At 61.5% G+C, this 15,079-nt stretch carries 14 protein-coding genes; 4 read left to right on the top strand and 10 right to left on the bottom strand.

Annotated features, from left to right (window positions below; genetic code table 11):
• Window positions 1–210: 210 nt before the first annotated feature.
• The 4 genes from efeB to lepA all read right to left on the bottom strand — a co-directional run bounded on the left by efeB (window position 211) and on the right by lepA (window position 6,560).
• Window positions 211–1,437 carry an iron uptake transporter deferrochelatase/peroxidase subunit gene (gene efeB / locus ACP8KU_RS02880; RefSeq protein ID WP_484483949.1) on the bottom strand — a complete coding sequence of 409 codons (1,227 nt, stop codon included), beginning with the start codon at window positions 1,435–1,437 and terminating at the stop codon, window positions 211–213.
• Window positions 1,437–2,558: an EfeM/EfeO family lipoprotein gene (locus ACP8KU_RS02875; RefSeq protein WP_284623223.1), complete on the bottom strand. Its 1,122-nt coding sequence runs from the start codon at window positions 2,556–2,558 to the stop codon at window positions 1,437–1,439. Before ACP8KU_RS02875 ends, efeB begins: the two co-directional genes overlap by 1 nt.
• 3 nt (window positions 2,559–2,561) lie before the next feature.
• Complete coding sequence (locus ACP8KU_RS02870) at window positions 2,562–4,463, bottom strand: phospholipase C (protein ID WP_237800936.1); 1,902 nt, start codon at window positions 4,461–4,463, stop codon at window positions 2,562–2,564.
• Between the two features lie 246 nt (window positions 4,464–4,709).
• Complete coding sequence (lepA, locus tag ACP8KU_RS02865) at window positions 4,710–6,560, bottom strand: translation elongation factor 4 (protein ID WP_484483948.1); 1,851 nt, start codon at window positions 6,558–6,560, stop codon at window positions 4,710–4,712.
• Between the two features lie 18 nt (window positions 6,561–6,578).
• Between lepA and ACP8KU_RS02860 the strand changes: the two genes are divergently transcribed.
• Both ACP8KU_RS02860 and rpsT read left to right on the top strand, forming a co-directional pair.
• A complete protein-coding gene (locus ACP8KU_RS02860) occupies window positions 6,579–7,115 on the top strand; it encodes a type II toxin-antitoxin system PemK/MazF family toxin (protein ID WP_023017102.1) in 537 nt (178 codons plus the stop codon).
• 225 nt (window positions 7,116–7,340) lie between these two features.
• Entirely contained in the window at window positions 7,341–7,604 is a 264-nt protein-coding gene (gene rpsT, locus ACP8KU_RS02855; protein WP_005278016.1) for a 30S ribosomal protein S20, read from the top strand.
• 98 nt (window positions 7,605–7,702) lie between these two features.
• On the opposite strand, the gene ACP8KU_RS02850 is transcribed toward rpsT, so the two are convergent.
• Complete coding sequence (locus ACP8KU_RS02850) at window positions 7,703–8,281, bottom strand: TetR/AcrR family transcriptional regulator (protein WP_484483947.1); 579 nt, start codon at window positions 8,279–8,281, stop codon at window positions 7,703–7,705.
• Between the two features lie 430 nt (window positions 8,282–8,711).
• Here ACP8KU_RS02850 and ACP8KU_RS02845 point away from each other — a divergent pair, with 430 nt between their 5' ends.
• Both ACP8KU_RS02845 and ACP8KU_RS02840 read left to right on the top strand, forming a co-directional pair.
• Complete coding sequence (locus ACP8KU_RS02845; protein WP_126319593.1) at window positions 8,712–9,554, top strand: DNA adenine methylase; 843 nt, start codon at window positions 8,712–8,714, stop codon at window positions 9,552–9,554.
• Window positions 9,547–10,908 carry a type II restriction enzyme gene (locus tag ACP8KU_RS02840; RefSeq protein ID WP_484483946.1) on the top strand — a complete coding sequence of 454 codons (1,362 nt, stop codon included), beginning with the start codon at window positions 9,547–9,549 and terminating at the stop codon, window positions 10,906–10,908. The genes ACP8KU_RS02845 and ACP8KU_RS02840 overlap by 8 nt, the downstream gene beginning before the upstream one ends.
• Here ACP8KU_RS02840 and ACP8KU_RS02835 read toward each other — a convergent pair.
• The 5 genes from ACP8KU_RS02835 to ACP8KU_RS02815 are packed head-to-tail and all read right to left on the bottom strand — an operon-like array spanning window position 10,905 to window position 15,023.
• Window positions 10,905–11,552 carry a LysE family translocator gene (locus ACP8KU_RS02835; RefSeq protein WP_126319597.1) on the bottom strand — a complete coding sequence of 216 codons (648 nt, stop codon included), beginning with the start codon at window positions 11,550–11,552 and terminating at the stop codon, window positions 10,905–10,907. The two genes, ACP8KU_RS02840 and ACP8KU_RS02835, sit on opposite strands and share 4 nt — an antisense overlap.
• A complete protein-coding gene (locus ACP8KU_RS02830) occupies window positions 11,549–11,938 on the bottom strand; it encodes an ankyrin repeat domain-containing protein (RefSeq protein ID WP_284900379.1) in 390 nt (129 codons plus the stop codon). Before ACP8KU_RS02830 ends, ACP8KU_RS02835 begins: the two co-directional genes overlap by 4 nt.
• 10 nt (window positions 11,939–11,948) lie before the next feature.
• Window positions 11,949–12,917 (bottom strand): DNA polymerase III subunit delta, encoded by a 969-nt coding sequence (gene holA, locus ACP8KU_RS02825; RefSeq protein WP_484483945.1) that lies wholly within the window; start codon window positions 12,915–12,917, stop codon window positions 11,949–11,951.
• A gap of 7 nt (window positions 12,918–12,924) precedes the next feature.
• On the bottom strand, window positions 12,925–14,328 hold the full coding sequence (locus tag ACP8KU_RS02820) for a ComEC/Rec2 family competence protein (RefSeq protein ID WP_484483944.1): 1,404 nt from the start codon (window positions 14,326–14,328) through the stop codon (window positions 12,925–12,927).
• Window positions 14,329–14,348: 20 nt separating this feature from the next.
• On the bottom strand, window positions 14,349–15,023 hold the full coding sequence (locus ACP8KU_RS02815; RefSeq protein ID WP_484483943.1) for a ComEA family DNA-binding protein: 675 nt from the start codon (window positions 15,021–15,023) through the stop codon (window positions 14,349–14,351).
• Window positions 15,024–15,079: the final 56 nt, after the last annotated feature.

Below are 15,079 nucleotides of genomic sequence, written 5' to 3'. Positions count from 1 at the left end.
TAAGTGGCTCCTTTTCCTACCGTTGCTCTTCTCATTGCCGCCGATAGCAACCGCTGGTTTAGCGGTTGCCGGTTTGGCATGCCATAAGGCCCATGCGCTGTAAGGCCCGTGCGCTGTGGCGTGTCCTCAACGCTGGGTGGTGGCTAAGTCAGGGCCTTGGCGTGGTGGTAGATGTTCGCGAGCGACCAGTGGCTAGCTGGGTAGGAGGTTTTAGGCTTCGAGGAGGCTGCGGCCGAAATAATCGGATTCATCGGTGATGCCGGGAAGCGCGTAGAAGTAACCGCCGCCGTAGGGGCGGATATAGTCAGCCAGCGGTTCGCCCTCGAGGCGTTTTTGCACCGTGATGAACTGTCGCTCCAAGTCCTGCTGGAAGGAGATAAATACCAGCCCCACATCGAGCGTGCCGTTATCGCGCACGCCGTTGTCGTAATTATAAGCGCGGCGCAGCATCAACTGGTCAGCGGTTTCTGGGGTGCGGGGGTTGGCTAGGCGGATGTGGGCATCGGTGGGAATGACATCACCGGTGGCATCATCGAGGTAATCTGGTTCGGCGTGCTCATCGCCGCCCGACAACGGGCCGCCAGTAGTGCGGTCGCGACCGAAGATTTGCTCCTGCTCGGCAATGGAAATGCGATCCCAAAACTCGGTGTACATCGCGATAAGCCGCACCGCCATATAGCTGCCGCCCGCGGCCCAGTCGGGCTCATCCGAACCTGCCCACACGAGCGAATCATAATCATCGGGCCCAGGATTGACGATGCCATCCTTAAACCCCAAATGATTGCGCTGCGTACCCGATGGCCGCGGGGAATTCATATAACCATTCTGCCGCCAACGCACTGCCACATCGCCGCGCGTATGGCGCAACATATCGCGCAGCGCATGCAGAACGGTATCGCGCTCATCGGCGCAAATCTGTAAGGCGAGGTCGCCGTGGCATTCTTCTTCTTGCAGGGTGTCATCGGCAAATGCTTCCATCGCGCTCAAGTGAACGGGCTTGTGGGCGGCGAGGCCGAAGCGGTCATCAAAAAGCGAATCGCCCACCGCGAGGGTGATGGATAAGTGATCGGCCGGCAGCTCTGGGCCCAGCTCGCCCGAATCCATCGCCGGGTAAGCAATGCCATCGGGCGCGGGAGTGCCACCTGCGGTTAAGATGCGCGCCCTTTCACTTAGCGTGCGCAGGATCTTGTCCAAGCGGGCTTTTGTCTTGACCTGCACGTCCAGCGCCACTATTTCCGAGTACTTCTGCGGGGGATTGATGATGCCTTGCTGGTGTTCGCCGTGAAAATCCAGCGCGCCCGGGCGATCCAGTGAATCGGTGGATTCCAGCGGAAGCGAGGTGGGCTCGGCTCCTGCTCCCGGGGCTGCGCCGACGGCCGCGGAGGCGGCGAGGCCAGACAAAAAGGAGCGGCGGGAAAAGTTAAACGGGCACGGCACTAGTTCATCCTCCGGATAACGGTCATGGTGGCAACCGGGGCGAGCAGCTCATTCGCCTTGGCGACGCCCGCCTGCAAGCGCAAGCGGTCCTCCTGCGGCCAGTCCGCAAAAGCGACGCTAGACGCACCACCGTATTTATCGTCGAATTCCTCAGCAAGGGAGTCCAAATCCGCGAGCTGATCATAGATGGGAGCGGTGTCTAAACCGCGATCCTCGACCAAGGAGCGCACGGGATCCAACGTCACCCGCGTCGATGTAATAACCCCGCGCAGGGCGGCAGGCAGGGCATGGGCGCCGAAATCGCGCTCGCCGCGCAGGTCAAAGCGCTCGAACTCCTCCATCACCTCATGCGCGCGCAGCCCATAATCCGGGGCGGGGATGGCGAAATGGGAGGTGTCGAGGGCGTGGGCGGTCTGGTCGGTGGCATCGGCAAGCGCGGCGGCGGGTCCCGTGGCATCGCTCGGCGGGCGGTTGGACCACAGGATGCGCTCGATGTCTTCGTAGCCCTCCAACTCCGGGCCCGGCCACTCCGCGCTGGAATCGTCGAAGGAGCGGTAATACTCCAGGTAGTCCAGGTAGGCGGCTTGGGCGGCGGGGCGGGAGGAAGAGGTGGCATCGGCAAGCGCATGCGCACGCTTTTGCAGCTCCGGCACGCGCTTTTTCTGGCTTTCAGCCTGCTTGATGGAAACCGCGGCGACCTCGTGATCCGTAATGGGGACCATCTTGGGAGCATCAGCCACGGTGGAGCCCGTCACCGTGAAAACGTCGGACTCCACGGCGGAATCGTTATGAAATACGCAGGTCAGGTGGTAGTTTCCGTCCTCCAGCTGCGGGTTCCACTCGCGGACAGCGGGGGTGCCGACGCGCTCGAGAACCTGGTAGGCATTGCCCTTATCATCGGAAACGTAGACCGTGAGGGCGAGCCCGGTGGTGTTATTGATCTTCCATTTCGCCTCACCCTGCACGTCCTCAGGCGCCGGGCAGGAATACACATCGCGCACGGCGAGCTCGCGCGTGGGTTGCTCGTCGCTGTGCCCGGCGAGCCTCGCCTGGGCAGCCGTTTGCGGGATGGAAAGCCCAACGGCGAGCGCGAATGCGGTGGCGAAACGGGAAATCTTCATAAATTAGAATGGCAGGTTCTTCAAATCAAGGCCGGGGTGGCCGCTCATGAACCAGCCGATGATGCCGGCGGCGATGCCCAGTGCGGCGAGGATGCCGATGATGCCTGCCTTGGAGGAACCGGATGCGGCGTGGTTGGTGTCCGGCTGCTGGGCCTTATCCAGCGTGGTCACGGCAGGAACGCCCTGCTCGGTAACCTTGGTGTCATTCATACCATCGACAACCGGCTTCAGGTTGGTGCCAGCGCGCGAGGTGTCGTCGACGCGCTCGACGGAGCTGTAATCCTCCGCCACCGTGCCATCGGTTTCGTTGAGGAAGAGCTTCGGGGCCTTCTCCGCGGCGGCGAAGTCGAACATGCCGGTGAGCTCACCCGCGCGATCATCGAAGGAATCGCCGCCCAAGCGGCCGAGGCCCCAGTTGTCCTGGATGAACTTGGTCACCGAGGTCTGCTCGGTATAGGTGGAATCGATGTGGTTGGTCTTGGCGTAGGGAGATACAACCAGCAGCGGCTGGCGGGTGCCGGGTCCGCACTGGCCGTTCTTATCGCCCTTGATGCCTACCTTTGCGGCAGCGGCGGTGCAGATTTCCTTATCCTGGTGCGGGTCGTCGGAACCATTAAGGATTTCCGGCGCCTTGTGGTCGTACCAGCCATCGGAATCGTCGTAGGCGATGACGACTGCGGTGGAATCCCACTCCGGGGAGTTCTGCAGCTCGTTGATGTAGTGGGTGATAAACGCCTGCTCATCCAACGGGTTGGAGTAGCCGGCGTGGCCATCCTGGTAGTTGGCGGCCTTGAGGAAGGACACGGAGGGCAGGTTGCCCTGCTCGATGGCGGTATCGAAGTCCGCGAGGTCGTACTGGTGGTTCGCCTGGTCGGTCTTGCCAATCATGTCATCGCTGGACGGGGCCAGGTGGTGCGGGTTGGCGGTAGAGGCATAGTACTGGAACGGCTCGTGGTGCGGGTTGTAGTCCGTCTGATTCTGGCCGGTCAGCGTGGTGTGCGAAGAACCGCAGCGGGCGCGGGAGTCCTTCGTCGCCTCATCGGTGGGGCGGAATCCGCCTTGGAACCAGCCCCAGGTGACGTCCTTATCGTTGAGCTGGTCACCGATGTTCTTGGAGTGCATCGCGGTGACCTGGTTGGTACCGGCGGAGGACTTATTGGAGCAGTCATCGAAAAGCGGGTCCGGGTCGCCCACCACGGTGGCGGTGCTGCCGTCCTCGGATACGCCGGCTAGGGCGTGGTTCTTGCCATCCTCGATTTTCTGCTGGTCGCCCGTGGCTGGGTCGTGCATGGTGGCATCCGCAACGGTGCCGGAAACCAGGTTCAGCGCTCCCGGGGTGGAGGGGCCGAAGATGGTGGAAAAGCTGTTGTCATTTAGCGCGAAGTTCTGCGCGTAGTTCCACATGCCGGTCACGGTATTGCCGTCGTAGTATCCCATGGTCATGCCGGGGGTGGCGTACGAGCCTTCGCCATACTTATCGATGTCCGTGGACACCGTCTCCGGGAACTTGTCCATCTTGCCGCCGTTGTAGGCTTCCTGCTCATCGGCGTAATGGTGGTTCTGGTCCGTGGTTACGGCGTGTTCGGGAGCGATGCGGAAAGGCTTGATGGAGTTGGGGTTCTTCTCCCCCAGCAGGTCAGTATTTTCGAGGTTTTCTGCCCGCGGGGTATCGTCCTTAGCGGTGAATTTGGGGGCGGGCTTCTCGCTGCCCTGGAGTTTCTCGTCGTCGTTATTTGCGGCGTGTGGGTAGGTGCCAAAGTAGTGGTCGAAGGAAATGTTTTCGGAGTAAATGACCACGACGTGATCGATGGGGGTCTTGGTTTCGGCCTGCGCGATGCCGGGAACCAGAGAGGTTGTAGCAGCAGCTGCGGCGCACACTGCCACAGCGCGAGAGCGAAGCTTCATCTTATTTTCCGCCTTAAGTCGAGTGAAACAAAGAGGGAGAAAGTGGCTGTGGCTCGCCGAAGAGTCATCGGTCGCTTTCGAATCGAAATTAAACGCCGCCCACCTATAAACCGCAAATACTCAAAAAGGGCATTCCTAGTCTCAGGAATGCCCTATAGGTGCAGCTCAGCCTCGCTTTTAGGCGGCGGCCGCCGCGGAGATTGTTAACTGAAAGTTAAGGTACTATTACGCTGCGCTTTCCAGTGCTTAGTCGTCCGCATCCGTCGACAGTGCCGCCACGAAGGCCTCCTGCGGCACCGACACGGAGCCCAAGGTCTTCATGCGCTTTTTACCCGCCTTCTGTTTTTCCAGCAGCTTGCGCTTACGCGAGATATCGCCGCCGTAGCACTTGGCCAGCACGTCCTTGCGCATGGCGCGGATGTTTTCGCGGGCGATAACCTTGGTACCAATGGCCGCCTGGACGGGGACCTCGAATTGCTGGCGTGGAATCAATTCCTTTAGCTTCTTGGTCATCTTATTGCCGTACCACTGGGCGGAATCGCGGTGGATAATGGCGGAGAAGGCATCGACCGGGTCACCGTTGAGGAGGATATCCACCTTGACTAGGTCCGATTGTTGCTCGCCGGCCTCCTCGTAGTTGAGCGAGGCGTAACCCTTGGTGCGGGATTTCAACATGTCGAAGAAGTCAAAGATGATTTCACCCAAGGGCATGGTGTAGCGCAGCTCCACGCGGTCTTCGGACAGGTAATCCATCCCACCCATCTGGCCGCGCTTGGATTGGCATAGCTCCATGGTCGGGCCGACGAACTGCTCGGGAACGATGACGGTCATGGAGACAATGGGCTCGTAGACCTCGTTGAGCTTGCCTTCCGGCCAGTCCGAAGGGTTGTGAACCCAGCTTTCTTCGCCGTCTTCTGCCACCACGCGGTAGGTGACGGACGGGGCGGTAGAAATCAGGTCGAGGCCGAACTCGCGCTCCAGGCGGTCGCGGGTGATTTCCATGTGCAGCAGGCCCAAGAAGCCGCAGCGGAAGCCAAAGCCAAGGGCGACGGAGATCTCGGGCTCGAAGGTCAAGGAGGCATCGTTAAGCTGCAGCTTTTCTAACGCATCGCGCAGGTCGGGGAAATCGGCCTGGGAGATGGGGAAAAGCCCGGAATAAACCATCGGGTCAGGATCCTTGTAGCCCTTCAGCGGGGTCTCGGCGCCGCCGTGGGACCAGGTAACGGTATCGCCCACCTTAGTCTCGCGTACGTCCTTCACGCCGGTAATCAGGTAGCCCACCTCGCCGGGGCCCAAGCCCTCGCATTTTTGCATCGTGGGCGAGACGATGCCGATTTCCAGCAGCTCGTGGTTGGCGTTCGTCGACATCATCGTGACTTTTTGGCGCGGGGTGAGCTTGCCATCCACCATGCGGATATAGGTCACCACTCCGCGGTAGGTGTCATAAACGGAGTCAAAAATCATCGCACGCGCGGGCGCGTCCGGTTCATATTCTGAGGAGGGAGGTGGTACCAGCTCGCAGACCTTATCGAGCAGCTCAACCACGCCTTCGCCGGTCTTGCCGGATACCTTCAGCACTTCCTCGGGCTCGCAGCCGATGATATTGGCGATTTCCAGCGCATATTTATCTGGGTCGGCCGCGGGCAGGTCGATCTTATTGAGCACCGGGATGATTTCCAGGTCATTTTCCATCGCCAAGTACAGGTTGGCGAGGGTTTGGGCTTCGATACCTTGGGCGGCATCGACAAGCAGGATGGCGCCCTCACACGCCTCGAGCGCGCGGGAGACCTCGTAGGTAAAGTCCACGTGGCCGGGAGTATCGATCATTTGCATGACGATCTGCTCGCCTGCCGATGCCCCCGATTGCGGCACCCACGGCAGGCGCACGTTCTGCGCCTTAATAGTAATGCCGCGTTCGCGCTCGATATCCATGTTATCGAGGAACTGGTCACGCATATCGCGCTCCGCAACCACCTTAGATAGCTGCAGGATGCGGTCTGCCAGCGTCGACTTTCCGTGGTCGATGTGAGCAATAATGCAGAAGTTACGGATCCGGGAGGGATCCGTAAACGTCGTGGCCGCAAAGTTTTCAGACATACGTCTACAATAGTCGACATGAATTCCGGCATGCTCACCCGTCTGCGCGAGGCGCTCGGAATCAGCGAGCGCGAGCCCGTGGACTCCGGCCTCAACCGCATCAACTCCCAGTTAGGGCTGGACAGGTCCACCCAGAGCCACGAGCCGCGCAAGGCCGCCTCCATCCAGGTCGAGGCCACCGCGGCGCACCCCCGCTCCATCTTCTTCTCCCCCGATATGGATGGCCAGGCCGATTCCGGCGAGGTGGTGTGGGTGTGGACGCCTTCGGAAGGCAAGCAGTCCCCTCCCCGCGAGCGCGCCATCTTGGTGGTCGGGCGCACCCGCACCACCGTGACGGGCCTGCTCATTTCCGCCAACCCGGAGCATGCGCTTGACGATGCCTGGCTCGAAATCGGCTGCGGCGAATGGGACGCCTCTGGGCGCAATTGCTGGGTGCGCTTGGACCGTTTATTGGAGGTTTCCGAGGAGCAGGTGCGCCGCCAGGGCATCCTTTTTCCAGAACGCAGGTTCGAAAGGATTGCCAACCGCTTGCGCTCGCGCTACCACTGGGCGTAGTTCAGCGGCGCGGCGCCCGCAGACTTGGCTGGTGCGCGGTTGCGCTGCTACTATGTGCAAGTTACTTACTTTCCGGGCGCGTTGGCCGGGGCGGGCAGGACCTTGGGTTCGCTCTTCGAATACCAGCGCCGAGCGCTCTCCTCGTTCTTAGCAAGGGGATTCGCGGGACACGTCCGGCGGGTTTGTTTCTGAATCAATCATCTTCGATTATCAAGAGGTATTTTCATGGCTAATATCAAGTCCAAGCAGAAGCGCGTTCTGACCAACGAGAAGTCTCGTCAGCGCAACAAGAGCGTGCGTTCCGCGGTTCGCACCGAGATCCGCAAGTTCCGTGCGGCCGTAGAGGCTGGCGACAAGGCTGCAGCAGAAAAGCAGCTGCGCGTTGCTTCCCGTGCGCTGGATAAGTCCGTTTCCAAGGGCGTCTTCCACCGCAACGCTGCTGCCAACAAGAAGTCCGGTTTGGCCACCGCCTTCAACAAGATGGACTAGTAACTAGCCTTCTTGTCTCCCCCGAGCAAAGCGCTGCCTGTGTGCAGCGGCTTGTTTGGGGGATTTTTATTGCGCCGGTTTTGTTGCGTCGGATGGACCTAGGCTAGGTCATCGTCGAAGTAGGCCTCGAAGATCTTGCCCGCATCCGCATAGGCCACCGATAAGGATGTCCGGCCATGGGTTTCCACGAAAGTCTGGATGGCGGCTTGAAACTGCGTGTGGATGATATTGACCGTCGGAATGAGCCTAGGATCCGAGGCCTTCCACCCTTCGCGCGCTTGCAATGCCCGGCGGATGTGCATCATGACGCGCTCGTTTCGGCGCCAATACATGGACAACAACTTCCCGTCTTGGGAAAGCGCCTGGGCGGTCAATTGGGAAATCTCCGGGAAATGATCGTTGCCCACGGCGTGATCAAATTCCGCATTCGCCATGATCGCAGAATCCTCCCGCAGGCTACCCGTGGGCAGGCCAGCGGCGAAGTTCTGCAATTGCTGGTCGAACTTTTCCGAAACCTCCGGGCCCAGAACCGCAGATTCCTTATCCTTGACGTAGTTAAAAAGGGTGCGCCGCGATATCCCTACGTCTTGTGCAAGCGTTTCCATGGTGAACCCGTCATACCCGTGGTCAATGACGAGCCGCAGTGCTGCGACGCGGATTTCTGAAATGCGCGGCATACTCTCTCCCCTCTTTCCCACGACCCCGTGGGAAACCCAATTATTCAATCCCCTTAAACATGGGATTTTTCTTCACCTTATAGTCATTCTCCCCGCCAAGAAAAACCGCCCCTTGGTAGGCTTCCCTAACCACCGCAAAGCTCTGAGGTTCCCGCATGTCAACGCGGAATTCTCGGCCCGTAGACAGTCAACCGCAGGGATATTTTGCGCCGAAGCGCCGGCACATGTGAGCACGCAGGACGCGCGGCACAGGAAGGCAGGGGCGCTGGGCTTCTCCCGCGAGCGGGTGCTAGCGCCGGAAGCAGGGCCCAGGCAGCTCTCCCCATGCAGGCCGATACTCTTCAGCACGCCGAAGTACACCTTTATGGGCTAATATGTTCGAAAGGGCGATGGAGTTCGTGTCTGCGGGGGCGGCTAAGATAAGTCACCAATGAACAACGTCAAGCCTCTGGTGAAATGGGCCGGCGGGAAACGCCAGCTCTTACCGCATATTCACGCCGCCCTGCCCGCTGGGACGCCGCGGCGTTATTATGAACCCTTCATCGGCGGCGGCGCGGTTTTATTTTCGCTCACCCCGGCCTCTGCGCGGGTCAATGACCTCAACTCGGAGCTGATTAATTTATATGAGGTAGTGCGCGAAGGCGTCGACGAGCTCATCAGCCTGGTTTCGACCTATCCGAACGACGCGGATTTTTTCTACCAGCTGCGCGCGGTGGACCGGGATGCGGACCGGTTCGCGGCGCTTTCTGCCACCGAGCGCGCCGCGCGGACGCTGTATCTAAATAAAACCTGCTATAACGGCCTATACCGGGTAAATTCCGCGGGGCAATTCAATGCGCCTTTTGGTCGTTATAAGAACCCCACAATTTGTGATGCGGATACGCTGCGCGGGGTCCACCAGTATTTTCGGGACAATGACATTACCTTCACGCAGGGCGATTTCGCCGCGGCGGTGGCAGGTGCTGGTGAAGGAGACTTTGTCTATTTCGATCCGCCCTATGACCCGGTCAACGTCACCAGTTCCTTTACCGGTTATCAAAAAGGCGGTTTTGACCGCGCGGAGCAAGAGCGCTTGAAGGCGGTGTGCGATGATCTCGATGCCCGCGGGGTGAAGTTCCTCCTGTCCAATTCCGCCACGGAGTTCATCCGCGAGCTCTACGCGGATTTTTCCATCGACACCGTGGCGGCCACCCGCGCCATCAATTCCGTGGGATCGCGCCGCGGCAAAGTAGATGAAGTGCTCGTGCGCAACTACGAGGTGGGCCATGAGTAAAGCACCGAGCGCACAGGAACAGCGGGAGCTTCGCGCGCTGTTCGGTGTCCCTGAGGGCGAAAAGCTTGGCCTCGATGATTGGGGATGGCTGCGCATTCTAGCCTCGGGGTGTGGCGAGCAGCTGGAAGAAAAAGGGTACTTCTACCTCACGGCCAAAGAGCTAAAGGAGCTTTCCGGCCGGGAGCCGCGGCTGATGGCCAAGCACGACTTTTCTACCTCGCGGCCGTGGATTTTCAAGGAATTGGGGCTTGGGATCCTTCCGGTTAGCCGCAGCGAATACTTCGTTGGGCCGTTGGACCTGTACGAACGGTTCCCGGACCCGACCCACGCCGGGCCGAGTTCTGTGCGCACGTTGGACATGCCCGCGGGCCTTGACACCCTCGATATCGAAAGCGTGAACTCGGAATCGATGGCGTTGAATGTGGCATCGGCAAGCGGCATGCTCGAGCACTTCTTGGGATGCGAACCATTGCAGGCCACCGTCGCCGGGCGCATGTCGTCGCTGGAAATGACGATTCCAGTGCCGGATCTGGGGCTGACAGTCAAGGTCGACCGCGCGCAAATGGAAATCGACGGCGGCTTCGAATCGCTCGAGCATTTGGTGCTGGTGGAGGCGAAAAATCACATCTCCGAAGATTTCAATATCCGGCAATTGTATTTTCCGTACCGGCGCTTCCAGCAGTGGCTATCTAAAGCCGTGGTGCCCGTGTTTTTGGTCTACTCGAATGGCATCTTCCACCTGTATCGGTACGATTTCAGTGATCCCGCGGATTTTCGCAGCATCGCGCTGGTAGACCACGCCCGCTACGCCTTGAGCGCTTCGCACCTCAGCGTGGAGGATGCGCTGGGCATCATTGCCTCCGTCGATACCGAACCGGAACCGGTGGGGATTCCTTTCCCGCAAGCCAATAGTTTTGAGCGCGTGGTCAACCTGGTGGAACTCATTGCGCAACAGCCGATGAGCAAGGAGGAAATCGCTGAGGTATACGACTTCCATCTGCGCCAGGCAGACTATTACGCCAATGCGGCGTGCTACCTCGGGCTGCTGGAGCTTGCCGATGGTCACTATCAGCTCACCCCTCGCGGCGAAAAGGCCATCGCACAGCCCCGGCGCGATGGGCGCAACGCTGCCCTCCTGCGCGCGTTGGCGGCGCGGCGGGTATTCCGGCAGGCGCTGGAGATAAGCCTGCGGCGCGGGAAGGTGGCCGAGACGCACGAGATCGCGGCGGCGATAGAAGGTCTCGGCCTAGGCGCTGGCACGGCGAGGCGGCGGGCCTCGACGGTGGCGCGGTGGATCCAGTGGGCGCTGGATGTGGTGGCAGAAGGCGAAACTGAAGCCCTGCCTGGGCTTTAGGTCACGAGCTGCTGCACTCCGGCGACCACGAGCGCGAGGCCGGCGATGATGAAGAACAGGCCCGATCCAATATCGATCCACGGGCCCGCGGCGATGAGCTTGCGGCGCACCGCATTCGTAGAAATCACCATGGCCACCACGAGGAAGAAAGCGAAGGCCGAGAGCGCCAGCGCCAGGGTCAGCGCGATGGCCAGCCACAGCGGTGGGGATGCCGGCAGCTGCGGAGCGATCATGGCGGCGAGGAAGAGCACGATCTTCGGGTTCGACAGGTTCGTTGCCAGCCCCATCTTGAAGGAGTGGCGCAGCCGGCCCAGCTTGGCCTCGGCATCCTCCAGATCAACGGGCGGGTTGGTGCGCTGTTCGAGGCCGCTGCGCAGCGCCCGCCATCCCATGAAGACGAGGAAGCTGCCGCCGATGGCCTGGACCGCGCCTAAGATTCCGGGGAAGGCGGTCAGGAGGGCGGCTGCGCCAAAGACCGTGGCACCGCACCAGAAGAACACGCCGATTTGAATGCCCGCGGCCGCAGCGATGGCATGGCGGCGCGACTTGGTGGCATAGCGGGTGACCAGGATGATATCCGGGCCCGGTGAGGCCACGCCCACCAGATTCATCAGGAGGATGGTGAAAAAGGAAGTCCAGCTCACTGCGCGGACTCGCCTTCCAGGCGACCGAGCAGATCCTCGCGGCCAAACATGCGGGCCGAATCGATGGCGGTTGGCTGGCCGGCGGTGGCGGAAGCGCCGGCGTTTAGGAGGGCATCGACAACCGCGTCTTCTTTTTTGAAGATCGCCCCTGCCAGGGGTGATTGGCCGCGATCATTGAGCAAGTTCACGTCGGCGCCGGCACTTGCTAGCGCGGTGACGAGATTCGCGTGGCCGTGGTATGCGGCAAGCATGAGAAAAGACTGGCCTTCTTGGTTGACCAGATTGATATTGACGCCCTGGTCAATGTAATTCAGGAGATCCGGGTTTCCCTCCCGCGCCATGTCAAAGAGCCGACCGGCGAATTCTTGCACTTGTTCCTCAGACATGGACTCTAGCTTAACGTGCCAATTCCGCGATTCGTTTTACGGCCGCCTCAACGGCGAATTCGGGCTCACCACCTTGGCCTTTAACGGCGGCGTCCAGTTCGGAGACGAGGATGACGGCGGCGGTGATGTCATCGGCAGTCCAGCGCCTGGCCACCGGCTGGGTCATTTTCACCACATACGGGGCAAGCCCTGTTTGGCTGGAAAGTGTGTACTGGTCCCCGCGGGCGGAATATAGGCGCGCGATGGCGCCTACCTTATTGGCCAAGGCCGCGGCGATGGCCACGGGGCTGGCGCCGAGCTGGAGGGCGCGTCGGCAGGTGGAAACGGCGGCCTCGACGCGGCCGGCGACGGCGGCATCGGCAATGTCCCAGTTGGCTACCTCGGCCACGCCGACGTAGTAATTACGCACCGCTTCCTGCGTGACATTGCCACCGGTATCGGCCACGAGCTGGGAGATGGCGGAGGCAAGCTCGCGGAGGTCGGAGCCGACGCCGTCGAGAACCGCGTGCACGACATCCGGGGTGGGGCGAACGCCGTGGGAGGCGAACTCGCGGGTGGCCCACTGGCCTAGCTCATTGGGGTAGAGCGAAAAGACCTCGTGCACCTCCGCAATCTTGCGCAGCTTCGCCACCAGCTCGGGCGCCTTCTTCTTTTTCTTCAGCGTCTTCGCGGCCACGGAATAGACCACCACCATGGTCATGCCCGGCGCGGGATTGGCGCAGGCGCGCAGGATGATATCGACTACCTCTTTCCCGGCGCGTTCGCAGTCCGTGATGACGATGACGCGATTATCGCCAAACAGCGATGGGCTGGTGGCCTCTAAGATTTCGCCCTCGGATACCTCGGAGGCCTTCAGCGTCATCATTTCGGGGCGGGTGGCCTCGCCTTCGGCCGCGACCTTGTGGATGGTGTGGCGGGCGCGTTCGGTGAGGAATTCATCGTCGCCGAGAATGAGGTGTACGGGAGGCATGCCCATCATTTTAGCGCTAGGCGGCAAACACACCCAGACAAGCGATAACCCCCGCCAAGGTCAGCCACGGCCGGTGATAGAGCAGCCCGGCGATGACCCATCCGTACGCGAGGAGCGTAAAGAGCGGGTGGGCGGTAATGGTGACCACGGGCAGGCTGGCCACGCCGTGGGCGATGGTATTAATCCACCACGCCGCGGGTTCGATGAGTTTCAATAATCCCGCGGCGATAATGCTCAAGGGGCCTAGCTGCGCGGCGATGGCCGCGAGCAGCCCCACCACGGTAATGGGTGCGGTGGCGGGCGCTACTAGGACATTGGCGAGGACCGAGACGACGGATACCTCGCCGGACATGAGGGCGATAAGCGGCAGAGTGAGGATATCGGCGGCAATCGCCACCGCGATAGCGCGCAGAAAGATGGCGGGCCAGCCGGTGACCGCTAGATGGGAATAAATAAGCGGGCTTAGCATGACGATGCCGAAGGTCGCCGCGCACGATAGCGCGAAGCCAAAATGCACCGCGAGGTCCGAATCCACGAAAAGGAGGGTGAGGATGCCGAGGCTGAGCGCGTGGATGGGTTCCATGGTGGAAGAGTGCAGCACCGCGAGCAGGCCTACTACCCCGGCGACGGCTGCGCGCTGCACCGACGGTTCAAGGCCCACCAAGATGACATAGGTGGCTAGCGCGGCCAGCGAGACCGCCACCCTAGTGCGCGGGCCGGCCGCGCAGGCGGCGCAGACGATGGCGGCAAAGGAACAAACGATGGCCACATTGGCACCAGACACTGCGCTGAGGTGCGATAGCCCGGTATCGATGTAGAGATCGCGCTCGGCGGGGCTTTGCAGGGAGGTATCGCCAAGCACCATGCCTGGGATAAGCCCCTGGCTGCTCGGGCCTACCGCCTCTAGTACGACCGCGCGGAAGTTATCGGCCACCCGCGCGGCCCAGCCGGCCAGGCCCGAAGGCGGCGCATCGATACGCAGGTGGGAGGCGTTGGCTATCACGGTTCCCACTCCGGGTTGGTCGGACTCGGAAAGCTGTACCGCGGCCGTGACCTGCGTTCCGGCGGGTGCGCTCAGTGGTTCGGGGCTAAATACCGGAAGCTGCGCGGGGTAGCCTGGGACATCGAGCCGGATGAACCAACCGCCGGTGCTCGTTTGGGTCGGCGCGGTGACCACGCGGCCGGTAATCTCGCGGCCGAAATCGAAGGCGGCCGCTCGCGCCTGCCGCACCGCTGCAACGAAGGCGGCGGCGCTGGCGAGCACGCCGCAAAAAATAGCTTGGCCCCAGTGCCGAGCGAGCAGGCATATTCCTACGACACTGCCGATGCACGCCACGGCCCACCCCTGCCCGAAAACCAGCACCGCGATGACCGCCACCCATGCGGTCAGGGCGCCGGGCAGCAGACGGAGTTCTTTCATCGCGGCGTGGCCTCTTCTGCCTACAGCTGCACGTCATCTTTGAGCTTGGCAAACTTGGCAGGCCCAATCCCGCTGACCTCGAGGAGTTCCTCGACGTCCTTAAATCCCCCGCGCTCTTCGCGGAAGGAGACGATGGCTTCCGCGGTGACCTCCCCTACCCCGTTGAGATCCATGAGATCGGCGGCGGTCGCGGAATTAAGGCTGACTTTATCGCCGCCGGCGGGTGCGGCGGTGGGGGCATCGGCAAGCGCGGGGTCTGGCGGAGCACCTTGGGGCAGGATGTGGAGCTGCTGGCCATCGGCAAGCCGCTGCGCTTGGTTGAGCGTCATGGTCTCCGCCTCCGGCAGGGGTGTGGCTGCGGCGAGGGCATCGGCGACGCGGGCGCCGGGCTCGAGGGTCTTCAGGCCGGGCGCTGCAACCTCGCCGACGACGGATACGACGATTTCGCTCGCCTCCGCGCTGGGCTCGGCGGTGGTACTGCCCATCGCTGCGGGCTCGGGCATGCCGGACTCATCCGAATTACGGGAGCTCAGGCCCAGCCAAATAATGACGCCCACCACCATGATGGCTACCGCGCACGCCTGCCAGCGGCTGATGCGCACGCGCGGGCGCGGGTAATCGACGCGGAGGAGTTCTTCCTCGCCGGTGGGTTGGGTAAATTCGCGGAGTCGTTCGCTGATTTTGGGAGACGCCATAGCTCACAGGCTAGGAAGCCCCCGCGTGCGGTGCGGGGATGTGGGCGGAGGCGCTG

Source organism: Corynebacterium sp. LaCa_282 (genome assembly GCF_057198125.1).
The sequence above is the reverse complement of the archived record's forward strand: the minus strand, read 5'-3'. Positions and strand labels throughout refer to the sequence as shown.